Source organism: Citrobacter sp. CK202 (genome assembly GCF_030333225.1).
Lineage (GTDB): Bacteria > Pseudomonadota > Gammaproteobacteria > Enterobacterales > Enterobacteriaceae > Citrobacter_B > Citrobacter_B koseri.
This window is the reverse complement of record NZ_JAOWGI010000026.1, coordinates 453,099-475,163: the sequence shown is the minus strand read 5'-3', so window position 1 is coordinate 475,163 and position 22,065 is coordinate 453,099. Positions and strand designations below refer to the sequence as shown.

At 55.0% G+C, this 22,065-nt stretch carries 20 protein-coding genes; 6 read left to right on the top strand and 14 right to left on the bottom strand.

Annotated elements, in window-relative coordinates:
* Positions 1 to 2: 2 nt before the first annotated feature.
* Positions 3 to 2,984, top strand: coding sequence for a virulence factor SrfB (locus OGX84_RS15055; protein ID WP_071258344.1), 2,982 nt, complete (start codon positions 3 to 5; stop codon positions 2,982 to 2,984).
* Positions 2,981 to 5,143, top strand: a complete 2,163-nt coding sequence (locus OGX84_RS15050) for a virulence factor SrfC family protein (RefSeq protein ID WP_012132357.1) — start codon at positions 2,981 to 2,983, stop codon at positions 5,141 to 5,143. The genes OGX84_RS15055 and OGX84_RS15050 overlap by 4 nt, the downstream gene beginning before the upstream one ends.
* 65 nt (positions 5,144 to 5,208) lie before the next feature.
* On the opposite strand, the gene OGX84_RS15045 is transcribed toward OGX84_RS15050, so the two are convergent.
* Positions 5,209 to 5,382 carry a GhoT/OrtT family toxin gene (locus tag OGX84_RS15045; RefSeq protein WP_049008504.1) on the bottom strand — a complete coding sequence of 58 codons (174 nt, stop codon included), beginning with the start codon at positions 5,380 to 5,382 and terminating at the stop codon, positions 5,209 to 5,211.
* A gap of 191 nt (positions 5,383 to 5,573) precedes the next feature.
* On the opposite strand from OGX84_RS15045, the gene yncL reads away from it, so the two are divergent.
* Entirely contained in the window at positions 5,574 to 5,669 is a 96-nt protein-coding gene (yncL, locus tag OGX84_RS15040; RefSeq protein ID WP_071818853.1) for a stress response membrane protein YncL, read from the top strand.
* 98 nt (positions 5,670 to 5,767) lie between these two features.
* Here the strand turns inward: yncL and patD are convergent, their stop codons facing one another.
* The 6 genes from patD to OGX84_RS15010 form a co-directional block, all read right to left on the bottom strand.
* Entirely contained in the window at positions 5,768 to 7,192 is a 1,425-nt protein-coding gene (gene patD, locus OGX84_RS15035; RefSeq protein ID WP_012132353.1) for an aminobutyraldehyde dehydrogenase, read from the bottom strand.
* A gap of 319 nt (positions 7,193 to 7,511) precedes the next feature.
* The gene (locus tag OGX84_RS15030; RefSeq protein ID WP_110494249.1) at positions 7,512 to 8,921 is read right to left on the bottom strand and encodes an aminotransferase-like domain-containing protein; all 1,410 of its coding nucleotides are present in this window, start codon (positions 8,919 to 8,921) and stop codon (positions 7,512 to 7,514) included.
* Positions 8,922 to 8,971: 50 nt separating this feature from the next.
* Entirely contained in the window at positions 8,972 to 9,388 is a 417-nt protein-coding gene (locus OGX84_RS15025) for a type II toxin-antitoxin system HicB family antitoxin (RefSeq protein ID WP_125337124.1), read from the bottom strand.
* Between the two features lie 46 nt (positions 9,389 to 9,434).
* Positions 9,435 to 9,611 carry a type II toxin-antitoxin system HicA family toxin gene (locus OGX84_RS15020; RefSeq protein ID WP_071818852.1) on the bottom strand — a complete coding sequence of 59 codons (177 nt, stop codon included), beginning with the start codon at positions 9,609 to 9,611 and terminating at the stop codon, positions 9,435 to 9,437.
* 221 nt (positions 9,612 to 9,832) lie between these two features.
* Positions 9,833 to 11,794: a peptidase U32 family protein gene (locus OGX84_RS15015; RefSeq protein ID WP_112002115.1), complete on the bottom strand. Its 1,962-nt coding sequence runs from the start codon at positions 11,792 to 11,794 to the stop codon at positions 9,833 to 9,835.
* A gap of 78 nt (positions 11,795 to 11,872) precedes the next feature.
* A complete protein-coding gene (locus OGX84_RS15010) occupies positions 11,873 to 12,409 on the bottom strand; it encodes a helix-turn-helix domain-containing protein (protein ID WP_058669186.1) in 537 nt (178 codons plus the stop codon).
* Positions 12,410 to 12,501: 92 nt separating this feature from the next.
* Between OGX84_RS15010 and OGX84_RS15005 the strand changes: the two genes are divergently transcribed.
* Entirely contained in the window at positions 12,502 to 13,668 is a 1,167-nt protein-coding gene (locus OGX84_RS15005) for a benzoate/H(+) symporter BenE family transporter (RefSeq protein ID WP_112002075.1), read from the top strand.
* On the opposite strand, the gene OGX84_RS15000 is transcribed toward OGX84_RS15005, so the two are convergent.
* Complete coding sequence (locus tag OGX84_RS15000) at positions 13,645 to 14,520, bottom strand: AraC family transcriptional regulator (protein WP_012132344.1); 876 nt, start codon at positions 14,518 to 14,520, stop codon at positions 13,645 to 13,647. The two genes, OGX84_RS15005 and OGX84_RS15000, sit on opposite strands and share 24 nt — an antisense overlap.
* Positions 14,521 to 14,713: 193 nt before the next feature.
* Here OGX84_RS15000 and OGX84_RS14995 point away from each other — a divergent pair, with 193 nt between their 5' ends.
* Positions 14,714 to 15,622, top strand: coding sequence for a DMT family transporter (locus OGX84_RS14995; protein ID WP_012132343.1), 909 nt, complete (start codon positions 14,714 to 14,716; stop codon positions 15,620 to 15,622).
* Positions 15,623 to 15,654: 32 nt separating this feature from the next.
* Here OGX84_RS14995 and OGX84_RS14990 read toward each other — a convergent pair whose 3' ends face one another.
* The 3 genes from OGX84_RS14990 to tehA all read right to left on the bottom strand — a co-directional run bounded on the left by OGX84_RS14990 (position 15,655) and on the right by tehA (position 18,072).
* A complete protein-coding gene (locus OGX84_RS14990; protein WP_047463635.1) occupies positions 15,655 to 16,323 on the bottom strand; it encodes a DUF3313 domain-containing protein in 669 nt (222 codons plus the stop codon).
* 151 nt (positions 16,324 to 16,474) lie between these two features.
* Entirely contained in the window at positions 16,475 to 17,071 is a 597-nt protein-coding gene (gene tehB, locus OGX84_RS14985) for a tellurite resistance methyltransferase TehB (RefSeq protein WP_012132341.1), read from the bottom strand.
* A complete protein-coding gene (gene tehA, locus OGX84_RS14980; protein WP_112002074.1) occupies positions 17,071 to 18,072 on the bottom strand; it encodes a dicarboxylate transporter/tellurite-resistance protein TehA in 1,002 nt (333 codons plus the stop codon). The genes tehB and tehA overlap by 1 nt, the downstream gene beginning before the upstream one ends.
* Before the next feature lie 112 nt (positions 18,073 to 18,184).
* On the opposite strand from tehA, the gene ydcK reads away from it, so the two are divergent.
* A complete protein-coding gene (ydcK, locus tag OGX84_RS14975; protein WP_112002073.1) occupies positions 18,185 to 19,165 on the top strand; it encodes a YdcK family protein in 981 nt (326 codons plus the stop codon).
* Here the strand turns inward: ydcK and rimL are convergent.
* The 3 genes from rimL to OGX84_RS14960 all read right to left on the bottom strand — a co-directional run bounded on the left by rimL (position 19,157) and on the right by OGX84_RS14960 (position 21,902).
* Positions 19,157 to 19,702, bottom strand: coding sequence for a 50S ribosomal protein L7/L12-serine acetyltransferase (gene rimL / locus OGX84_RS14970; protein WP_012132338.1), 546 nt, complete (start codon positions 19,700 to 19,702; stop codon positions 19,157 to 19,159). The genes ydcK and rimL overlap by 9 nt on opposite strands.
* Before the next feature lie 141 nt (positions 19,703 to 19,843).
* The gene (locus OGX84_RS14965) at positions 19,844 to 20,068 is read right to left on the bottom strand and encodes an HP1242/YdcH family protein (RefSeq protein ID WP_012132337.1); all 225 of its coding nucleotides are present in this window, start codon (positions 20,066 to 20,068) and stop codon (positions 19,844 to 19,846) included.
* Between the two features lie 178 nt (positions 20,069 to 20,246).
* On the bottom strand, positions 20,247 to 21,902 hold the full coding sequence (locus tag OGX84_RS14960) for a glucan biosynthesis protein D (protein ID WP_024130319.1): 1,656 nt from the start codon (positions 21,900 to 21,902) through the stop codon (positions 20,247 to 20,249).
* Positions 21,903 to 22,065: the final 163 nt, after the last annotated feature.

The following is a 22,065-nucleotide window of genomic DNA, read 5'->3' as shown; positions in this document are numbered from 1 at the left end:
TTATGTTGGTGAATCTGTGTGATTACAAACAGAGCGTAACGCTCATCGCAAACAGCGGCGTACAATTCCTCGACTTCGGCCTGACGCCGCAGGAGTCTGCCCATCTTGGTCGTTTCGTGCGTAAAACGGCGAACGGCCCCCTGCTCCGGCTCGACTTTGATCTGACCAACGGGCGCTATACGGTACCGGGGCGCACGGGGGGGCAACCTGAAGTGGTCAAACCGGAAAGCACCCAGATGTTGCACTATTCGCTGGATGTGCTGGATGGCGTCTGGTTACCGCTCCCTTTCCTGCGCTTTAACCCTCCCCGTACGTTTGTGGAAGGCCCCGACAACTGGGCGCGTGTACAGGTGCGTAAGCTGCCTGAACCCGACAGCGCGGGTCATACGCACCGCATTACCGTGGCGCTGGACAGCCAGTTAAGCGAGAACGCGCCGGCGGCGCTGGCGCCTAACGAAAACGACCTGCTCAATGGCACGCGGTTCGCGCTGGCCTGGCGCGATGATGAAATTGCCGATTTTCTTGACCAGACGTGGATTGACGGCTGGCTGCGTGAATCCTTCCTTCACCACGTCACCCAGGAGGAGAACCGCTCCGAGCAGGAGATTCAGCAGGCGCTGCGTAACTTTGAGTACCAGGCGCACTGGTTGAATCTGATGACGTTACTGGGGGAACAGCTTTCCGTGCCGGAAGTGAAGCTGGTCACCCACACGCTCAGCACGCCTGCGATTCCGGTGGATCTGATTCTGGACGTCGGCAATACCCATACCTGCGGCGTATTGATTGAAGATCACGGCGACGCCAATGACGGTTTGCGCCAGACGGCGGAATTACAGGTACGCTCTTTAAGTGAGCCGCAATGTCTTAACGATCCGCTGTTCACCAGCCGACTGGAGTTCTCCGAAGCGCGTTTCGGCAAACAGCATTTTTCGGTTGAAAGCGGCCGTGACGACGCCTTTATCTGGCCATCGATTGTGCGCGTGGGCGACGAAGCCCGCAAACTGGCTATGCAGCGTCTGGGAACGGAAGGCAGCAGCGGGATCTCCAGCCCGCGTCGTTATTTGTGGGACGAAACCCCGGTTTTACAGGACTGGCGCTTCAGCCAGATGAACAGCAAAACGCAGCGAGAACCGCTCGCCACCGCCTTCCCGCTGATGAATCTGATGAATGACGACGGACAACCGTTATTCAGCCTGCCGCCTGATGACCGGTTGCCGGTCTTTTCGCCGCAGTACAGCCGCAGCACACTGATGACGCACATGCTGTGCGAAATTCTGTCGCAGGCGCTGGGGCAAATGAACAGCGTGGCGACGCGGTTACGCCTCGGTTTTCCGGCGTCGCCGCGTCAGTTGCGCACGCTGATTCTGACCCTGCCATCGGCAATGCCGAAACAGGAACGCGAAATTTTCCGCCAGCGTATGTTCGAAGCCATCGCACTGGTATGGAAAGCGATGGGCTGGCATCCGCAGGATGAGGATTTTTCCTCCCGTAAACAGCAGGAAAAGAGCGTTGTTCCGGTGCCGGACATTCAGATGGAATGGGATGAAGCCAGCTGCGGACAACTGGTATGGCTGTATAACGAAGCGATTTCCCATTACGCCGGGCGCACGGAGACGTTCTTCAACGCCCTGGCTCGCCCGGACCGTTTGCCGGAACCGGGCGAAACCAAAGGTCGGGCGCTACGCGTGGCGTCTATCGACATTGGCGGCGGCACGACGGATATGGCGGTCGTCCACTACCAGCTTGATGACGGCGTCGGCGCGAACGTCAAGATCACCCCGCACTTACTGTTCCGTGAAGGGTTTAAAGTTGCGGGCGATGACATGCTGCTGGACGTCATCCAGAAATGCATATTGCCTGCGCTGCAAACCCGCTTACAGCAGGCCGGCGTGACGGATGCCGCCGCCCTGCTGGCAACGCTGTTTGGAGATTCAGGCCGCATTGATACGCAGGCGATTTTGCGTCAACAAACGGCGCTACAGCTGTTTATGCCGCTGGGACACGCCGTACTGGCCGCCTGGGAACAGAGCGATGTTAACGATCCTCTGGCGGGTCTACACGCGACCTTCGGCGAACTGCTGACTCAACGCCCTACGCGCAACGTGATGAATTACATCCAGCAGGCGATCGACCATGCGCTGCCTTCAGGCTCACCGGCGTTCGATCTGCTGAGCGTACCGTTGCAGGTGCAGTTCAGTCACTTACAGGAGGCATTACTGGCCGGTCAGTTTACCCTGACCTCGCCGCTGCATGCCGTTTGCGAAGCGATTTCTCATTACCGCTGCGACATTCTGCTGGTGACGGGCAGACCAACCTGCCTGCCCGGCGTGCAGGCGCTGATCCGCCATTTACAGCCGGTTCCCGTTAACCGCATCGTCTGGATGGACAAGTATCGCGTCCATGAATGGTATCCCTTCAGCCAACAGGGGCGGATTGGCAACCCGAAATCAACCGCCGCCGTGGGGGCGATGCTGTGCAGCCTGGCGCTGGATTTACGGCTGCCGCGCTTTAACTTTAAAGCCGCCGATATCGGCGCCTATTCCACCGTACGCTATCTCGGCGTTCTGGATAACACGGTCAATACCTTGCGCGATGAAAACGTCTGGTATCAGGAGATCGATCTCGATAAACCCGGCGCGAAGCTGGATACCCGTCTGCACTTCCCGCTTCGCGGCAATGTGACGCTCGGTTTCCGCCAACTGGCGAACAGCCGCTGGCCTGCGACCCCACTCTATACCCTGAGCATTAACTCAGCAGAGCTGGCGAAAACTATCGCCGGTGATGGCGTTCTCAATGTCCGGCTGCAACTGCGCGGCGGGAACAAAGAGACGGGGCCGGAATCGTTTGTGCTGAGTGACGCCTGGCTACAGGATGGAACGCCCGTCGCCGCGAATGCCCTGACCTTAAAACTGAATACCCTGGCCGACCGTCGTCATAGCGGCAGCCACTACTGGATCGACAGCGGGAGCGTGTACCTGAAATGAGCAAGACGTTAAACACCACACAGGCCGCCATTGCGTGGGTTAACCATACACGTCAGCACGCAGTACGCCTGGATGATGAAGCGGACGCCCTGCTGGCGCAGCTCACACTCGCCGCTGCCGGTGAATCGGCGCTGAATGCCGCGCAACAGGCAAGAGGCAGCATCGGTCTGTATGGCCATTCACAATCCTCAAAAGCGCATCTGCTTGGCGCGCTGTGCGGTAACGGCGAGGGAAAACTGAACATCGCCACGCCGGATCGCTGCTTTGACTATTTTACCCATATCAACCCAGGCCATGCGCCAGCCAATATGGCGATCCGTTTTACGCAGGATGAAAGCGCGGCGGTTGATAGCGAATGGCCGCTGCGTCTGCGGCTCATCAGTGAAGCTGAACTGGTACAACTGTTTATCGCCTGGGCCAGCGCCTCACCCGATAACCGGCAGGTCGAAAAATCCATTATTGAGACGCGGTTAGAAAAGTGGCAGGCGCTGCGTCAGCGTCAGCCGGTTCAGGGCGTGACCGCAGAGGACGTCGCCGCCATTGCCCGTTTCTGGCGCGCCTGCGTTCCTGTCGGGCAACAGCAAATCGACGATGCGCTCTGGCATCAGTTCGCCTCCCTGCTGCCCTCGGTGGATCTGACGACCCGCGCCAGCGCCTGGGCATTACTCTGGGGCGAACAGCCTGAATTAACGCAACAGTGGCTAACGCTGGCGCGTACGCTGCAACAGACCGGCCATGCGCAGGAGTTAGCGGCGCCGTTGAGTCTGCTGGTCGATCATTTCGGCCTTCCGGCAGAAAGTTTTCTGACCCAGGGCGCGTTATCCGGCAACGACGCGCAGAGCGACGTCGTTGTACATCCTGTTGAGCACCATCAGTTACTCAATGCGGTGAGCCTCTCTCTGGATTCACTGGCTTTGCTGACGCGTGAACTGGTGCTTAGCGTTGAAAACACGGCGCTGGATAATGTCGATCTGCTGGATATTCCGCTGGCGCCGGATGCGCACCCGCATCCACTCTGGCGGGCAAAACTCGGCTGGATGCTGGAACATTATCGCCAACATTTGCAGCCCGATGTGCTGGTCATTTGCAATGCCACCTCCGCCCGATCGCAGACGCCCGCTGCCGCCCGCACGCTGCTGGGCTGGGTGAACGATACACAACCGCTGCGCGACGCCGCGCTACCGGGCGTGGTCTGGGCCATTACGCCGCAGGATGCGCGTTTCACAACGCAGCAGAATCTTGATGAAGCCGTGCAGCAGTTAATGGGGAAACCCGGCCTTCACTGGGGCACCCTTCAGGCGCTGGATAAACACAGCTTGCAGCGTCTGGTGGAATGGCTGTCGCAGGCGACGTCGCCGTTACAGCGCCAGGCGCGGCTGGCCTCCCTGTGTGAGCAGCATCAACAACGGCTTCATGACCTGCTGTTGAGCCATATCACCCCAAAAGACAGCGGCAATAAGGCGACGGAATCCGTTATTCGCCAGCTTCAGGGGCAGGCCGCCCGGCATGGCGAGTTGCTCGACGGGCTTCTGCCGCCGATACACCATTTTGAGTCGCTTTTGCGTATCCAGCAGCCGCGCGAGGAGCAGGTCAGCGGCCTGTTTAATGAAGCGATCGATCTGTTTGCGGATGAGCCAGACGCTCCCCGCCCGGCAGAAAACAAAGAGACAGGGTATCTGGCCCACAAAATGTGGATTAACCATGTGCGCCAGTGGAGCCGAAATGAGAGCAACGCCCGTCGTTTAGGTCTGGAGTCGCATACGCTCAGGCTGGTCGTGGATATTCTGATTACCGCCAGCTATCGGCTTAATGTGCCTCAGCAGTTACAGCAGATTATGCAGCGTGAAGAGGTTTGCGGCGCGCAGCTGCATGCAGGGATCGGTAACTTTATCGCCTGGCTTGGCTACGAAAATGTGGCGGAGGACGCCAGACCCGCCAGCCGGTTCCAGAAAGGATCGGCGATCTTCAGCGCGCCTCGCCTGCAACCGATGGCCCGGCTCACCCAACTGGATGAACAGCCGGTACATGCCGCCAGTCGCTATGTGTATGACTGGCTGGTCGCGCTCTATACCCGGGCAAATGAAAATAAGGGGTATCAGCATCCGCAGGATGTGTCCGACGCCGACAAAAAACGGCTGATGGCGCTGCTCAATGCCTGATGGCGCTACGCAACATCGTAAGCCGGATAAGGCGCTCGCGCCGCCATCCGGCAATCTTCATCTCATCAAAACAACGAAAATAACAATGCGACGGGCAGACTCATCGGCCAGGTTGCGCCCACGAGAATGGCGCTCAGAAAGCGGATACGTTTTTTATCGTGGGAAAGAAACCAGGTAATCAGGCAGGCAATCGCCGCCATCACTGCGTAAAAAACCAACATTTTTTGGTAGAGCGACATTTCGGGCATCCGAACCAGAGGGGAAAAACGCGCGCAATATGCTCTTTTTTTTGACGTACATCAAGTTTTATCCGTACTATTCAGCAAAACGCTGAAATAGCGGCACCATTCACCATGTTCATATTTTGTCTTATTGCGGATTGCCTGAACCCGTACTATACACAAAGGGGTCATAACGAAAGGTGGCAAAAATGAATGTTTCCAGTAAAACCGTGGTGCTGATAAATGTCTTTGCTGCTATTGGACTTTTTGGCCTTATCTCATTGAGATTCGGCTGGTTTGCCTGATGTACTGAGTGCTTGCTGCGCATACTGGCAGAGAGCGTTCCTTCTCTCTGCCATCGATTTACGATCTTCCCATGCCGCGCCGGAACGGTAAATTATCCTTAATGTTTAACCATTATGTGGCGGATAACCGTATAGTCTTCCAGCCCATAAAGTGACATATCCTTGCCGTAGCCCGAGCGTTTTTGCCCACCGTGCGGCATCTCGCTCACCAGCATGAAATGCGTATTAACCCAGGTGCAGCCATATTGCAATCGTGCGCTCAGGCGGTGCGCCCGACCCACATCTTTCGTCCAGACGGATGATGCCAGCCCGTACTGAGTATCATTTGCCCACGCCAGCACCTGCTCTTCATCATCAAACACCGTCATGCTGACAACCGGGCCGAACACTTCTCGCTGCACGATGGCGTCCTCCTGTTTTGCGCCAGCCAGCAGCGTTGGCGCAAAATAGTATCCTGCGCCGTCCAGTTTCTGGCCGCCGGTCACCACGTTGATATGTCCGAGCGCTTTCGCCTCTTCCACCGCTTTTGTCACTCGCTCAAGGTGCGCCTGCGAGCTGAGCGGCCCAAGCTCAGTCGATTCGTCGTTTGGCGAACCGGTTTTCAGGCTGGCGACCGCCGCGCCGAGTTTCTCAACCAGCGCGTCATAGATCCCTTTTTGCGCATAGATACGACAGGCCGCCGTACAATCCTGCCCGGCATTGTAGAAACCGAACGTTCGCACACCTTCGACAACGGCATCCAGATCGGCATCATCAAAGACAATCACCGGAGCCTTACCGCCTAATTCCATGTGCGTGCGCTTAATGGAGGGCGCGGTATGTTGAATAATGTGCTCGCCCGTCGCAATCGAGCCGGTCAGGGAGACCATCCGTACTTTTTCATGCCCGGTGAGCGGATCGCCGACCGTCTTGCCCCGCCCGAACAGCACGTTAAGCACGCCTGGCGGGAAAATATCCTTCGCAAACTCCGCCAGCTTCAATGCCGTCAGCGGCGTGATTTCAGACGGTTTTATCACCACGCAGTTACCCGCTGCCAGCGCTGGCGCCAGTTTCCAGGCCGCCATCATCAGCGGATAGTTCCACGGCGCGATCGAGGCGACGACCCCAACCGGATCGCGGCGGATCATCGAGGTATGCCCTTCCAGATACTCCCCCGCCGCCAGGCCGTTCAGACAGCGTGCGGCGCCGGCAAAGAAGCGAAATACATCGACAATCGCCGGGATCTCATCATTGAGCGCGCAATGCAGCGGCTTCCCGCAGTTTTGCGACTCCAGTTCGGCGAATGTCTGCGCATTTTCCTCAATCACGTCCGCCAGTGTTAACAGCAGCTCCGCTCTGGCTTTTGGCGTGGTTTGCCCCCATTCCGCGAATGCCCGGTCTGCGGCGCGAACGGCGGCATCTACCTGTGCGGGCGACGCCTCTGCAATCTCCAGAATCACCTCGCCCGTCGCCGGGTTGTAGACGGGCTGTTTTTCACCTTCACCGCTGACCAGCTCGCCGTTAATCAGTAATTGATGTGGCATACATCTTACTCCTGTCGCAAAATATTGAGCGGCAGCCTTGCCGTAAATATATGTCCTTTCCTAAAAATAGTCGGCGCGTCTGTCGCGCACCTGTTGGGATAAGGAAATTTAATCAGGTTGTGAGCTGACGCGCATTACGCCGCTCCACGCGGCGCGCATGTTCCATCTTTCGGAGTATAGACAAGGAGTTAGGCTGAGGATGGAAAAGACGGGGGGTATTGATATTTCCTATGGCGAGTCAGCGATAAATAACGTTCTGCCCTGATAATCGATACGTTTTCTCTATTTTGGCTAAAACCAAAAGATGGCAACGCGTATTTTATTTCAGCATATCGCGAATAAGTTTCCCCAGTTGAGATACCGCCTGCTCCTCTCTTTCTCCCCACCCCCATGCGGTATTAAACCGGAAAAAATGCGACCAGGTATCAGAGGTCGAAAACATTTTACCGGGGGCGATACTGATCTGATGCGCCAGAGCCTGCGCACTGAGTTCCCCGGCATCAAGAGATTCGGGCAGTTCCAGCCAGAGAAAATAGCCGCTGTCATTGTGGTGAATCTTCACCTCAGCGGGCAGATGGCGCAGCAGCGTTTGCCAGGCCTGCTGTTTTCGCTCCGCCAGCTGGCGGCGCAGCCGACGCAAATGCGCGTCATAGCGGCGTGTCGAAAGGTAATCGACCAGAGCAAGCTGCATCGGTGAACTGGTGGATAGCGTACTCATCAGCTGTAGCCGCTGAATTTGTCTGGCGTACTTTCCCGCTGCAACCCAACCGATACGAAAACCGGGAACCAGACATTTCGAGAATGACGAACAATGCAATATTTTGTCGTGGCGATCCCAGGCTTTGGCAGGCAGCGGTTTGTCGCGGCCAAAATAGAGCTCGCTGTACACGTCATCCTCAATCAGCACGACGTTGTACTGATCCAGTAACGCGACCAGCCGCGCTTTTTTCTCCGGGCTAAGGGTGAAGCCGAGCGGGTTTTGGCTATTGGTCATCAGCCAGCACGCCTTCACCGGATACTCCTGTAATGCCTGTTCCAGCGCCGCTAAATCGATCCCTTCTTTTACATCCGTGGCGACCGAAAGCGCTTTCAGGCGGAGTCGCTCCAGCGCCTGTAACGCGCCATAAAAGCAGGGATTCTCCACAATAACCCAGTCGCCCGGTTCGGTAACCGCCTGAAGGCTGAGGTTCAGGGCTTCCAGCGCCCCGGCGGTAATGACGATTTCATCAGGAGAGACGGTAATTCCCTGCTGCGCATAGCGTCGGGCGATGGCATGGCGCAGCTCGCTGTTCCCCGGCGGCAGGTTCTCAATCACGCTCATGGCCGTGGCGGTTTTACTGACCTGCGCCAGGGAACGGTTAAGCTGCTGCAACGGAAACAGACGCGGGTCTGGAAAGGCAGAGGCGAACGGCATCACCGACGCATCCCGGCTGGCCTGCAACATTTCGAAAATATAGGTATTAATATCAACGGATTCATCGCGCATTACCTGCACGGGCGGCATCGCAGGCTGACGCACCGGGCGCGCCGCCACGTAATAACCCGACTGCGGACGCGCAATAATGCGCCCCTGGCTTTCCAGCAACTGATACGCATGTCCTACGGTCATAAAACTCATGCCGCTGCTGACTACCTGCTCACGCAAGGAGGGTAATCGATCGCCAGGCTGCCACACGCCGGAGGCGATTTGATCGCAAATTTGTTCCGCCAGTCGCTGATATTTCTTCATCGTTTTTTTATTTCACACAATATGTAAGCCTGCTGGAACAACCGGAAAAGCTAAAGCATAGTCAGCGATAACTCTTTACCCAATGCTCTGGCCGCAATCTGTACAGCATCGATTTTCGTTGCGTGTTTCAAGTCGAATAGTCGGGTAATTTCCTGCTTGGGTCTGCCAATGCGCCTCGCCAGCTCCTGCTGCGTGATTTTTGATTCAAGGAACGCATTCAACAAAAGGACTTTAGACGCAATGCTTAGAGGAATCTCCACATAATCATCAGCTTCATCAACCATTGAAGGTAAAGGAATTGGCTGGTTATCTTCAAAATAAAATTCAAAGGCGGTGACTAATGCGCCCTGCGCGGCTTCGAGAGATTCATGGCGGGTGTCACCTTGTGTTAACGCCTCTGGAATGTCCGGGAACGACACAACGTAACCCCCTTCTTCTGCGGGAATGAGATTGACGGGATAACGCATAGTTTCTGGTAACGCTCTCATGTGATCAACCTTATATATCTGATGATTAATTCAAACCAAGCTGCTTTAGTATTGCTTTACGCAGGGTGTCTTTAATTTCATCACCAGGATGTCTGGGCATGACGCTTCGTTTGTCGTGATATCTCAACTTCAAATGATTCGTTCCATTTGTTACATCGACTCCCTGAGATTCAAGCCAGCGTCTGAACTCGCTCTGCTTCACCGCGCCTCCCTGCCATGTATTATAACCATAAGGTAAACATTTTTGTTTACCTTTTCTCTTTTTTTGAATGTTATACACCCCGAAATGGCTTTTGGCTGATTAACACTCAAAAACCGGAAAGCCGGTTCCAGTTTTGCGGGAAGGTTAACTATGGTGAGAGGGGTTTTAAGGTACATCAGGCGTGGCCGGGTGACGCTCAGCGTTCCCGGCCAGCCGCTGACTTAGCTTTTACGTTTTGGCAGCGTTTTCATCAGATCTTCCGGGCTTACGGAGGCGACAACGCTGCCGGGCAAGGGCATTTTCAGAATATGATTTTTGATCTTGCCGATAACGTGCATTTCGCACGGACGGCAATCAAACTTCAGCGTCAATACTTCGTCGCCGTGTACCAGTTGCATCGGCGTTGCTTTCCAGCTTTTGATATTCCCTTTCGCCTGTTTCGGGCACAGGTTAAAGGCAAAGCGCAAACAATGTTTGGTGATCATCACCGGCACATCGCCCTTCTCCTGGTGCGCCTCATACGCCGCGTCGATCAGTTGAACGCCGTAGCGATGATAAAACGCGCGCGCTTTGTGATTGTAGACGTTAGCCAGGAAGCTCAAATGCGTTTCCGGGTAAACCGGGTCTGGTTGCGCCACCGGCTTACGGCTGCCGCGTTGATAGTTCGCCAGACGCGCCGCATCCAGCATTTCTGCCGCTTCGCGACGGAACTGGTTGAGTAAACTGTTCGGCACGAACAGTGCGCCGGGGAGATTCACCTCAACGCTACGTGCGTAGTACATCGTCTGTCCCAGCTTCGCCACGCCTTCTTTCAGGTTGTTCAACGCTTTTTCGGCATTGTTCGCCTCGTCAAACTGCCCCTCCAGCGTATGGGTGACGCTCACGCCCTCTTCGCTGGTCAGCGTCAGAATTAGCTGTTCCTGCCAGCCGCCTAACGCGATATCCACCGCCACCCGGCGTTCGCTGGAGGTTTTGGTTAACGCCTGCTGCCAGTTGTGATCGAGATTACGGTTCAGCGGATGATGCGGGCGCACTTTATGCAGGTCGGGCGGCATTTCATTCGGCCAGACGCGATAACGGTTCTGTCCCGTCTTTTCCACCGTATTGGCGCGAAACCCCACCACTTCACGTTTGATCAGCACATTCAGGCCATCGCCGTTGGATAACGGTTCCGTCACCTCAACGTCCAGGTGATCTTTTGCCACTTTGACGACTTCGCCTACCGGTAAACCGATAAATTTTGGCGAATCGAACGCGCCGATATCCCCTTTACGGGCGTTAACAAAATAGTCGGTACTGCCGCGATGGAAGGTTTTATCCGTAGAAGGAATAAAAAAGTGCTCAGTACGACCGGCGGAAGCCCGCGCCAGGTCGCCACGCTCCTCGATAATCGCATCCAGCATCTGGCGATAGTGCGCCGTGATGTTCTTCACATAGCTCATGTCTTTGTAGCGCCCTTCAATTTTGAAGGAACGCACGCCGGCATCGATCAACGCGCCCAGATTGGCCGTCTGGTCATTATCTTTCATCGACAACAGGTGTTTTTCGTACGAGACCACCCGCCCCTGATCGTCTTTTAAGGTGTACGGCAGGCGACAGGCCTGGGAGCAGTCGCCACGGTTAGCGCTGCGACCGGTCTGCGCATGAGAGATATAGCACTGCCCGGAATAAGCCACGCACAGCGCGCCGTGGATGAAAAACTCAATAGTAGCGTCGGTGGCCTGATGAATCGCCTGGATCTGGCTCAGACTCAGTTCGCGCGCCAGCACAATCTGGGTGAAACCGACGTCGGCAAGGAATTTCGCCTTTTCAACGCTGCGGATATCACACTGCGTACTGGCATGCAGTTCAATGGGAGGAATGTCCAGTTCCAGGATGCCCATATCCTGCACAATCAGCGCATCGACGCCGGTCTGGTACAGATCGGTAATCAGCCGTTGCGCGGGCTCAAGCTCATCATCATGCAGAATGGTGTTTAACGTCACAAAGATCTTCGCGCCATAGCGATGCGCAAAAGGCACCAGTTCCGCGATATCTTTCAGGCTGTTACTGGCATTATGCCGCGCGCCGAAGCCCGGCCCGCCGATGTAAACAGCATCGGCGCCATGTAAGATCGCTTCACGAGCAATGGCGGTATCGCGTGCCGGACTTAACAGTTCAAGGTGATGAGGTTGCTGGCGCATACGGTTAATATCATCCAATAACAGCAAAATGGCGGCCATTGTAGTCAGAAGCGCGACGTTTCGGAATACTTTTCCCGTCTAACTATGTGGGTAATGGATCAAGGAGTGAAAGTGAACCGTCTGGTCGCTGCTATTGCGATACGCATGGGCGGCATCGCCCGCAAAACGCACGCCTTCGCCGGATTTGAGCGTGCGCCATTCCCCGGCAATACACATATCCAGCGTTCCCTGAATCACCACCACATGTTCGATGACGCCTGCCTCATGCGGCGTCGATTCGCTAAGCGCGCCCGGGGCCATCAATATTGAAAAATGGTCAAAACGGAGCTGCGGGTCCCACGGAAACAGCGGCGTGATCACCATTGCCTGCTGCTGCGGGTCGAAGGTCGGGAGATCCTCCGCTTCCGGCGGGGAGATAAACGTTGAAAACGGGACATTCAATCCGGTGGCAATCTTCCATAATGTCGATACCGTCGGGCTGGATTCGTTGCGCTCTATCTGGCCGAGCATTGCTTTTGAAACCCCTGTCGCTTCCGCCAGACGCGACAGACTCCATTCTCGCTGTTGGCGCAGCGCCTTCAGCGTCGTCGCCAGATAATGGGTCAGGTTGTCCATTTTTCTCCTCCGGTAAAGCCGCAGTCTATCACTTGTGCGCTATAGCGCACAATGCTACAGTTTGTGACCGTTATAACGCACAAGGGGCAATCATGCGGTCATTTTCACTTCCTCTGCCAACCGTGTTGTCTGGTTTCGTTGCGGTCCTGGTCGGCTATGCAAGCTCAGCGGCAATCATCTGGCAAGCCGCGATTGCCGCCGGCGCATCAACCGGACAAATTGCCGGATGGATGACGGCGCTTGGCATCGCGATGGGCGTCAGTACGCTGGCGTTAACCCTATGGTATCGTGCTCCGGTGCTGACGGCGTGGTCAACGCCCGGCGCCGCGTTACTGGTTACCGGCTTGCAGGGTCTCACGCTTGCGGAGGCCATCGGCGTATTTATTGTCGCGAATGCGTTAATCGTTCTGTGCGGCGTAACCGGGTTGTTTGCCCGCTTAATGCAGGTGATTCCGCATTCTCTTGCCGCCGCGATGCTGGCCGGTATTTTATTGCGTTTTGGTTTGCAGGCGTTCGGTCATCTGGATGGCGAGCTGTTTCTGTGCGGCAGTATGCTGCTGGCGTGGTTAGCGCTGAAAGTGCTGGCGCCGCGCTATGCGGTTATCGCCGCAATGGTTGTCGGTATTCTGGTTGCGGGCATGAAAGGTGACATTGTCACGCATGGCATAACCCTCTCCCCGGTGCTACCGGCGTTTATCGCGCCCCATTTTTCGCTTGCTCATAGCCTCGGCGTCGCCATTCCACTATTTCTGGTGACAATGGCGTCACAAAACGCGCCCGGTATCGCCACGATGAAAGCCTCCGGTTACTCCCTTCCGGTTTCGCCGCTGATCGTGTTTACAGGGCTGCTGGCGCTGGTTTTATCTCCCTTTGGCGTCTACTCCATATGCATTGCCGCTATTACCGCCGCCATTTGCCAGAGTCCCGAAGCGCACCCGGACGCCGGGCGTCGCTGGCTGGCTGCGGCTGTCGCAGGCGGGTTCTATCTGCTGGCGGGATTGTTCGGCGGTTCCGTCACCGCCCTGATGGCCGCCCTGCCCGTAAGCTGGATTCAGATGCTGGCCGGGCTGGCGCTGCTGGGAACAATCAGCGGCAGTCTGTACCAGGCATTGCTTAATGAAACGGAGCGTGATGCCGCGATCGTGACCTTTCTCGTCACCGCAAGCGGGCTGACGCTGCTGGGCATTGGCTCTGCGTTTTGGGGACTGGTAGTCGGAGGCGTCTGCTACGGGGTGCTATCGTTTGCTCGCCGCGCGTAACTGCGACGGCGTCTTACCGGTCACCTGCTTAAAGCGATTGCTGAAATGGCTCGCCGAACTGAATCCGCAGGCCATCGCGATCTCTGACAGCGAACGGGTTGAATGGCAGACCCATTGCTGTGCCAGCGCCATACGACGCTGCATCACGTACTGGTGCGGCGCCATGTTCATCGACTGGCGAAACATTCTGGCGAAATGAAATTCGCTCAATGCCGCCTCGCGCGCCAGATCGCTTAACGTCAGCGGCTCAGCAAGATGCGCTTCAATGTACGCCAGCACATTGCGCAGCGTGGCTGGCGCCAACCCGCCAGTAACCGTCGGGAGACGCCACTGCACGTTACTGTAATGCTGCACCAGATGCGTCAACAGCAGTGACGAGGCGGCGCTGAGCGTCATATGATTCGCCGGTTGCTGCCAGTCATTTCCCAGCAGGAACTGGCGATAAACCGCCGTTATTCCCGGATCGTTGCCAAAGGTGCGCTCATCCAGGGTAAAGCTGTACGGGCTTTTATCCCAGACTTTTTCCCCAACATCCCGCAGATGGGCATCTGTACAGTAGAGATGGACAAACGACAGGTCGTCGCGAATGTCCCAGACGGACTCACTCTCTTTTGGCATCAGACAGAAGCGATCCGGTCCCCCGCCATTCTTCCAGCCGCCCGGCGTTTTGTGGTAGCTCTCGTAGCCGTCAGCGACATACAGGCTGAGAGTATGGTGATCGCAATATTGCGTAATGTTGTCACGTTTATTTGACCATGCCGCCAGCTGGACACCCGAATGCAACGCAACCGAGTCATGCAGCACGGCATTATGTTTGCGTAAATTTTCAAAGGCATCATAAGACTGAGACATACCATCACATCACAAAGCAGTAATAAGTAGAATCTCAGTCTATAACAGCCACGACCCGTTTCCAGCCCTCACCGGTCAGACAGCGGCAAAAAAGCGCAAGATTTTGCAAGTCATCCGCAAACCGGTGCAAGCGCGCGCATTTTTTACATGTCACATTCCTTCTTCGGATAATAAAGATAAAGAAGAGAGTGTTATGAACGCATTATTATACTGTCTGGTGGTTGTCATTTGGGGAACCACCTGGATTGCGATTTATCTGCAACAAGGCCCGGTATCGGCGCCCGTGTCCATTTTCTGGCGGTTTGCCGTCGCCAGCGCGTTAATGATGCTCATCCTGCTGGCGAGCGGGAAATTACGAAAATTATCCGGGCGCGACCACCTGTTTTGCCTGTTACAGGGCGGATGCGTCTTCTGCTTTAATTTCTGGTGTTTTTATAGCGCCGCCGCCTGGATCAACACGGGGCTGGAGTCCGTCATTTTCTCAATGGCCGTACTGTTTAATGCGGTTAACAGCTTTGTGTTCTTCGGGCATAAACCGCCGCTACGCTTTTATTACGCTGCTGGTCTGGGATTAACGGGCATTATCACGTTGTTCTGGCAGGATCTGGCCAACAGCGGCTGGAACCACTCGCTGTTACTGGGGATTGGTCTGAGCGCGCTGGGAACGTTTGGCTTCTCTTTGGGCAATATGATCAGCATGCGCCATCAGAGAAAAGGTCTGGAAGTCATGACCACCAACAGCTGGGCGATGCTGTACGGCACGCTGCTGATCGCCGCCATTGCCTGTATACGCGGCGATAACTTCACGCCGCAATGGACGTTGAGCTACCTCGGCGCCCTGCTGTATCTGGCAATATTCGGTTCTGTTATCGCGTTTGGCGCGTATTTTACTCTGGTGGGACGCATCGGCCCTGGCAACGCGGCCTACAGTACGCTGCTGTTTCCTCTGGTGGCGCTGACAATATCCACACTCTATGAAGGTTACGTCTGGCAAATGAATGCCGTTGTTGGATTAGTGCTGATTCTGGTTGGCAATCTGGTGATGTTCACGCGTCCAGAGGCGTTAATGAGTAAGTTAATTTACCGTCGCCGGGCGGCATAAAAAAACGCGCCATCCAAAGATGGCGCGTGAACTTATTTTTTACCGACATCAAACATGGTGGCATCAGTCGCCATGTCATCAATCACTTCTTTCAACGTTTCAAACGCCATCGGCGTATTTTCGTTGCTCAGGTCTTTACCCTCGCCCTGACGAACCACTTTCACCACCGGTTTATTGGTGGCGGCATCAATCAGCTCGCCTTCAAAGTAAAGATGCGTATCCATTGTGCGATGACCTGTCGCCATCTGCGTACCCGCAACCACCAGGGCGACCGGCACCACTTCATAGAATTGCAGCCCCTCTTTGCTGGTATCAACGCCGGTTATCGCGCCGCGGAAAATCAGGCTACGCGGCCCTGGGGTCGTTACCAGAGGTTTACGTTTCTCAATGGCCGTTTTCAGTTGGGTATCGGTATAGCTTCGTAATTTATCCAGAACCTGCTGCCCGACCTGCGTCGTGGGTTTTGGCACCGGATAGTAGGTTATCGGGTTCCAGACGATGCTGTCATATTTAGATTCATCAAAGCTGGAGTCAACCCAACGGAGCACCGGTTTTCCCGTTGCGGAGGTTGTTTCTTTCAGCCCTGAATAATCTTTTAAGAACCCAGAATATTTATCCGGCTGAGTGATTTTTGACGCACAGCCAGATAAAGCCAATAAGCCAGAAAGCACTGCAACTTTAAATAAAGTATGAGTACGCATGGAAACTATCCCTTTTGTTTTTGCAGATATGCAATTGGAATAGTAGCAAAAGGAAACTAATCTGGATGGACTATAAATGGTATCGCCAGCACAAATTCAACACGGCGAGTTGCAGGCCGTATCAGGCCTGCAACGCTATCGTAAAATTGCGTTATGCGCTTTTACGCGCCAGCAGCGTCGCAAAACGCAGTTTGATGCGGTTGCCGTTGGCGTCCGTGCGGTGAAGTTCACCCACATCCTCGTTGTATTTCAGCAATTCCCAGCCTTCGTAGTAACGGCGCAGTTCCCCTTCTTTAAACGCAAACGGGAAACCCACGGTGCAGGGAAAATCTTCCGTATCCATTGCCGCCACAATCAGGTTATGCCCGCCCGGTTTGGTGCAGCGCTGCATATTGGCAATCAGCCCCGGAATGGTTTTCGCTTCCAGGAACATCATCACGACCGTTGAGAGAATAAAATCGTAGTCGCCTTCGAAGCTTAACGCGTTAAGGTCAACCACCTTTGCTTGCAGGTTTTCCAGCCCTTCCGCCGCTTTGATGCGCTCAACGTTGGCGATGCTCATCGGATTCTTATCCCAGGCGGTAACGTCATAGCCGTTCGCCGCCAGATAGAGGCTATTACGGCCATTTCCGCAGCCCAGATCCAACGTTTTACCCGGCGCGACCACCTTTGCCGCCTCAACGACGTCGGAGTGCGTGCGGGTTAAATCGTATTTTTCAGTAAAGTAATTTTCGTCACGAAGGGTCATTAGTTATCCTCAGATTTCAGTAATGCGGCGCGTTCTGTGCGCACGAGAAGTTTCCCCTGCATCAGCAGCGCAAACGTGCGTACGAGCAATAACGCTATGATAAAATTGGTAAAAATAAACAACGGAATCGCCAGCGTATGAAAAAATCCCGACGCGCTGGCGTGCCCTAAATGCAGCCCTGTCGTCGCCAGCGCTGAAACGCCGAACGAGAAGCTCCAGAAAGAGGCATTAAACGGCTGCGACAGATACCACGGCATCAGGCGCAGCATGAAAAGCAGTTGCAGCAAGCCATAGCCAAACAGCATTTTTGCCAGCGTATCGCCTTCTCCGCCGTTGACGCTCAGCCAGGCGCTACAGGCCACTAACGCCGGAGCCAACTGAATGCCCAGCGATGTGCGCAGTACCGCCGGTAATTCACCGGAACTGCGCAAACGTTGCAAAATAACGGGTTCCAGACTCAGCCACGAGAATACGCCAGCCCCTAAAAAGACCAGCCCGGCGTCGTTGTAACCCAACGCGCCGCAGGCCATCGCGCTAATAAAGTTGTTTGCTACCGTCGGCAGATACAGCCCCGGCGTTGTCGCCTCTTCAGGATGCGAACCGCGCCAGAGTCCCGCCGTTTGCCATGCGGCATAAGCCAGTTGCACCACGACGCCAATGCTGAACAATCCCACGGCTAACCCACGACACCAGGGGACAAAACCAATCGCCACCAGCATCGTGGTCGCAGGAAAAAGGCTGACAAAACTGCTCTTTACCGGGTGCCGTACCTCCGCCAGTACGCTCTGTGGAAAACGCAGCAGACGGTTAAGAAAGGCAAGCGTCAGCAAGCTCCAGATGATCATTGCCAGGATCACCAGGCCATCGCCAATCCAGTGACTGACGGGCCAGATATGACTGGCATAGCGCCACGCTAAGCCCATGCCAATGGTGCCCAGTACCATCCCAAAATAGCCAGCCGGAAGATTGAGCACCCGGTCGCTCTGCTTGTTCTTACTCATTTTGTTTAATTTATAAAGTATATTTTAAATGCATTTTATGGAATTTCGCCCTGTTTAGCCAGTGCTGAAAAATTTGCTACGGTTATCTTAAGCGAGCAAAGGGAAATTCCCCATGAGCAAATATCACCTGAGTGAAGAATCGCGTGCCTTTAGTTATCAGGATAACGGCCACAAGAAAAGCGTCCTGCTACGCCAGATCATTGCCCTTACCGACTTTAACGACGTCAAAGCCGGAACCGCTGGCGGCTGGGTCGACGACGAAAGCGTGCTGGCGCAAGAAGGACACTGCTGGATTTACGACGAGAATGCCCTCGCATTCGCCGGGGCGATGATTTCAGGCAACGCCCGCATCACCCAGGCCTGCATCATCAGAGATCGCGCGCAAATCGGTGATAACGTCTGGATTGATCTGGCCGAGATTAGTCACGGCGCCCGGATAAGCAACAACGTCACCGTGCAGAATTCGGTCGTTCGCGGTGAATGTCATCTGTCTGGCGACGCTCGTATTCTGCACCATTCGGAGATTATCGCCGCAAAAGGCCTAACTCAGGAAAGCGACCTGACGCTGCAAATCTACGATCGCGCCACCGTCAGCAGCTCGCGCATTGTGCATCAGGCGCAAATCTACGGCGATGCGATAGTCACCCAGGCGTTTATTGAACACCGCGCGGAAGTGTTTGATTTCGCGATCGTCGAAGGAAATGAAGAGAATAACGTCTGGCTTTGCGACTGTGCCAAAGTGTACGGTCACGCCCGCGTTATTGCGGGAACGGAGGAAGATGCCATCCCTACGTTGCGTTACAGTGCTCAGGTGGCGGAGCACGCGACGGTTGAAGGTAACTGCGTATTGAAACATCACGTTCTGGTCGGTGGTCATGCCGAACTACGCGGCGGCCCTGTCCTGCTTGACGATCATATCCTGATCGAAGGCCATGCCCGCATTCTGGGGGACGTGCTGATTGAGCATCATGTGGAAATCACCGATCGGGCGACGATCGAAACCTTTGATGGCGACAGCATCCACTTGCGTGGCCCAAAAGTGGTTAACGGTGAACAGCATATTACACGAACACCGTTGGCAGGGTTACTCTGAGGCGTTCTCGATAATGCGGGCGTACAGGTTGACGTCGTGATACTCCCCGTTGAGAAACTCCGCTTGTTTCAGGCATCCTTCCAGTTCAAAACCATTGCGGCGCGCCACCTGGTTGCTCGCCTGGTTCGCAACCCGACATTTAATCACAAAGCGTCGAAGCTCGCCGCGCCCGGCATAATGGCCGATAAACGCCTGAAGCGCGCGCGACATAATACCCTGCCGCTGGTGAGATTCATCCAGCCAGTAACCGATATAGGCGGTTTTATTCAACGGCTCTATCAGATTAAACGAGATGACGCCCACCACCTCCTCTTCCTGAAAGATAAGGAACATTTTGGCGTAGCCGCGCTGGTGCAACATCATATTACCCTGCACATTTTTGCGCGTATCGTCTTCGCTGGCGACAAACTGCGGCCAGTTTAGCGATGCCTGTAGCCAGTCTTTGTTTTTAAGCACCAGTTGATGTAACGGCGTAACATGGCACTCTTCCACCGCTCGCAGTTCCAGTGTTTCGCTGATCGTGATGACTTCAGCCATTTCTCCATCCTTTACGGTGACAACAGCAGGATTTATTAGCTTATCACAGACTTGCCCGCATACCTGAAAACAGGAAGGGCTTCCTTGTCTGTCAGGAAGCCCTTTTGAGCAGGACAAAGACTGCGCAGTGCCTACAACGAATCAGCTCTCATTCAAACTTTCTTTCTGCAATATTCTGAGCAGATCCTCCTTCAGATGGAGTTTCTCTTTCTTCAGACGAACAATATCCAAACTGTATCCCCTGCCGTCAGAACCTTCCAGCCGGGCAATCTCATGATCAAGGGTGTTGTGTTTTTCGAACAAGGAAAGAAAGCGAGGATTCTCGGTTTTCAGTCGTGAAATCAGATCTCTGTATTCTGGAAACATACGCACTCCCTGTTAGTGGCTGTAAAACGTGTACTGAAGTACACACCGTCAGCTTACGCATTTGACATAAGGAATAATGCGAACGGGATCGAGTTTAAATAATGAGCAGAAAATGCGCCGGGAATCGTCGGGAGAAAAGAGCCGCCAGCAGTGTGGCGGCTCGGGGCAGCAGAGCGGATTAACGCATCACGCGGTCATCAACATAGCGACGCTTATCCGGCGCCGGCGGGAAATACTGATACAGCCAGGTTTCGCTAATGGCGTCCCCCTGGCAGCGCAGGAACATACGCATATCCACCGGGTCGGTCGAATCTGACGTCGGATACCAGTCAAACTGGATGCGATAACCATCGAACGGTTCGACATAGAGGATCTCAATCTGTTTCGCTTCGCCGTTAGACAGCGTAATGACAGGCTCGATCCCCTTCGGCGCAGCGGCTTTCAGGTCGCCGCCGACAAAATCAATGGCAAAGCGGCGCGCCCATTTTTCCGGGTAGTGTTCACCCGGCGCCCACCCTTCGGGGAAACCGCCCATACCGGTACGGGTCGCCATCACGCGCGCCAACGGCGAGCGAACCGGCGGTTGCGCGCTCCAGTAAAGACGGTATTTGAATGCCAGATCATCGCCCGCTTTGATCGCTTTTTCCGGCTGCCAGAAGCACACCACGTTATCGAGCGTTTCACCGGTCGTCGGGATTTCCATCAGGCCGATAGACCCTTTCCCCCATTTGTTACGCGGCTCCACCCACAGGCTTGGGCGTTTGTTATACCAGCCCATGATGTCCTGATAGTGGGAAAAGTCACGGTCAAGTTGCAGCAGGCCGAACCCTTTCGGGTTATTGTCGAGATAGGCGTTGAACTGCAATTTCTGCGGGTTATTCAGCGGACGGCAGATCCATTCGCCATTGCCCAGCCACATTGCCAGGCGGTCAGAGTCGTGAATTTGCGGATGAATGGTGTCGCACATCCGGCGTTCATTGTTGCCGCAGCTGAACATGCTGGTCATTGGCGCGATACCCAGCTGCTTGATGTCTTTACGCGCATAGATGTGGTTTTCCACATCCATGATCACCTGACTCTCTTCGCAGTGGATCACAAATTTATAGGCGCCAGTGACGCTTGGGCTATCCAGCAGCGCGTACACGGTAAACGTGGTGTCGCCCGGTTTCGCCGTCTCAAACCAGAATGCGGTGAAGTCCGGGAACTCTTCTTTGCTGTCGGTATAGGTGTCTATCGCCAGGCCTCGCGCGGACAGCCCGTACTGATAAGTGTCATCCACCGCGCGGAAGTAGCTTGCCCCCAGGAAGGAGACGATGTCGCGACGCGCCAGTTCAGGCGCTTTAAAGGCGCGAAAGCCCGCGAAGCCAAGGTCGGTTTGCCCTTCCAGTTGACGGGTATCGACACCGGCATCGTTGTATTTGAACAGTTCCGGGCGGAAATGAATTTCGCGCGCCTGATGTGTGCTGGCATCAAGCGAGAACATACGCACGCGACGACGAAAGCCCATTCCTACGTGGAAAAATTGCACATCCAGCTTGCGGCCTTCGATGTTGTTCCACAGAGAGTGCGCCGCATCGTACTGAATGCTGTTGTAGGCCTGCGGCGTCAGATTCGCCAGCGTATTGGGTAACGCCCGGGGTTCGCCGCCCCACGGCTTTTGCGCTAAATCGTTCGCCATTGATTGCAGAACGGAAAAGTCAAAACGGACGGTTTGACCATCTGCAATATCAGACTCTGCCGCGAAAGCGGCGCGGGAAAAGAGTGAAGCAATACCGCTCGTACCGCACACGGCGGCCATTGCCATTGAACCTTTAATAAATCGTCTACGATCCATACCTGAAAGTGAGTCCTTCTGGTCGTGTGAATGGTCCCGCGCTGGTCTCTATCAGCGGCAAGAAGTGCAACGTTTCTGACCGCTCACTCTAGACAAAATTCATTAATAATCCAATTGTTGGCTGTCGATAATCTGTACAAAAGCCAAAATATTTTATGTCGAT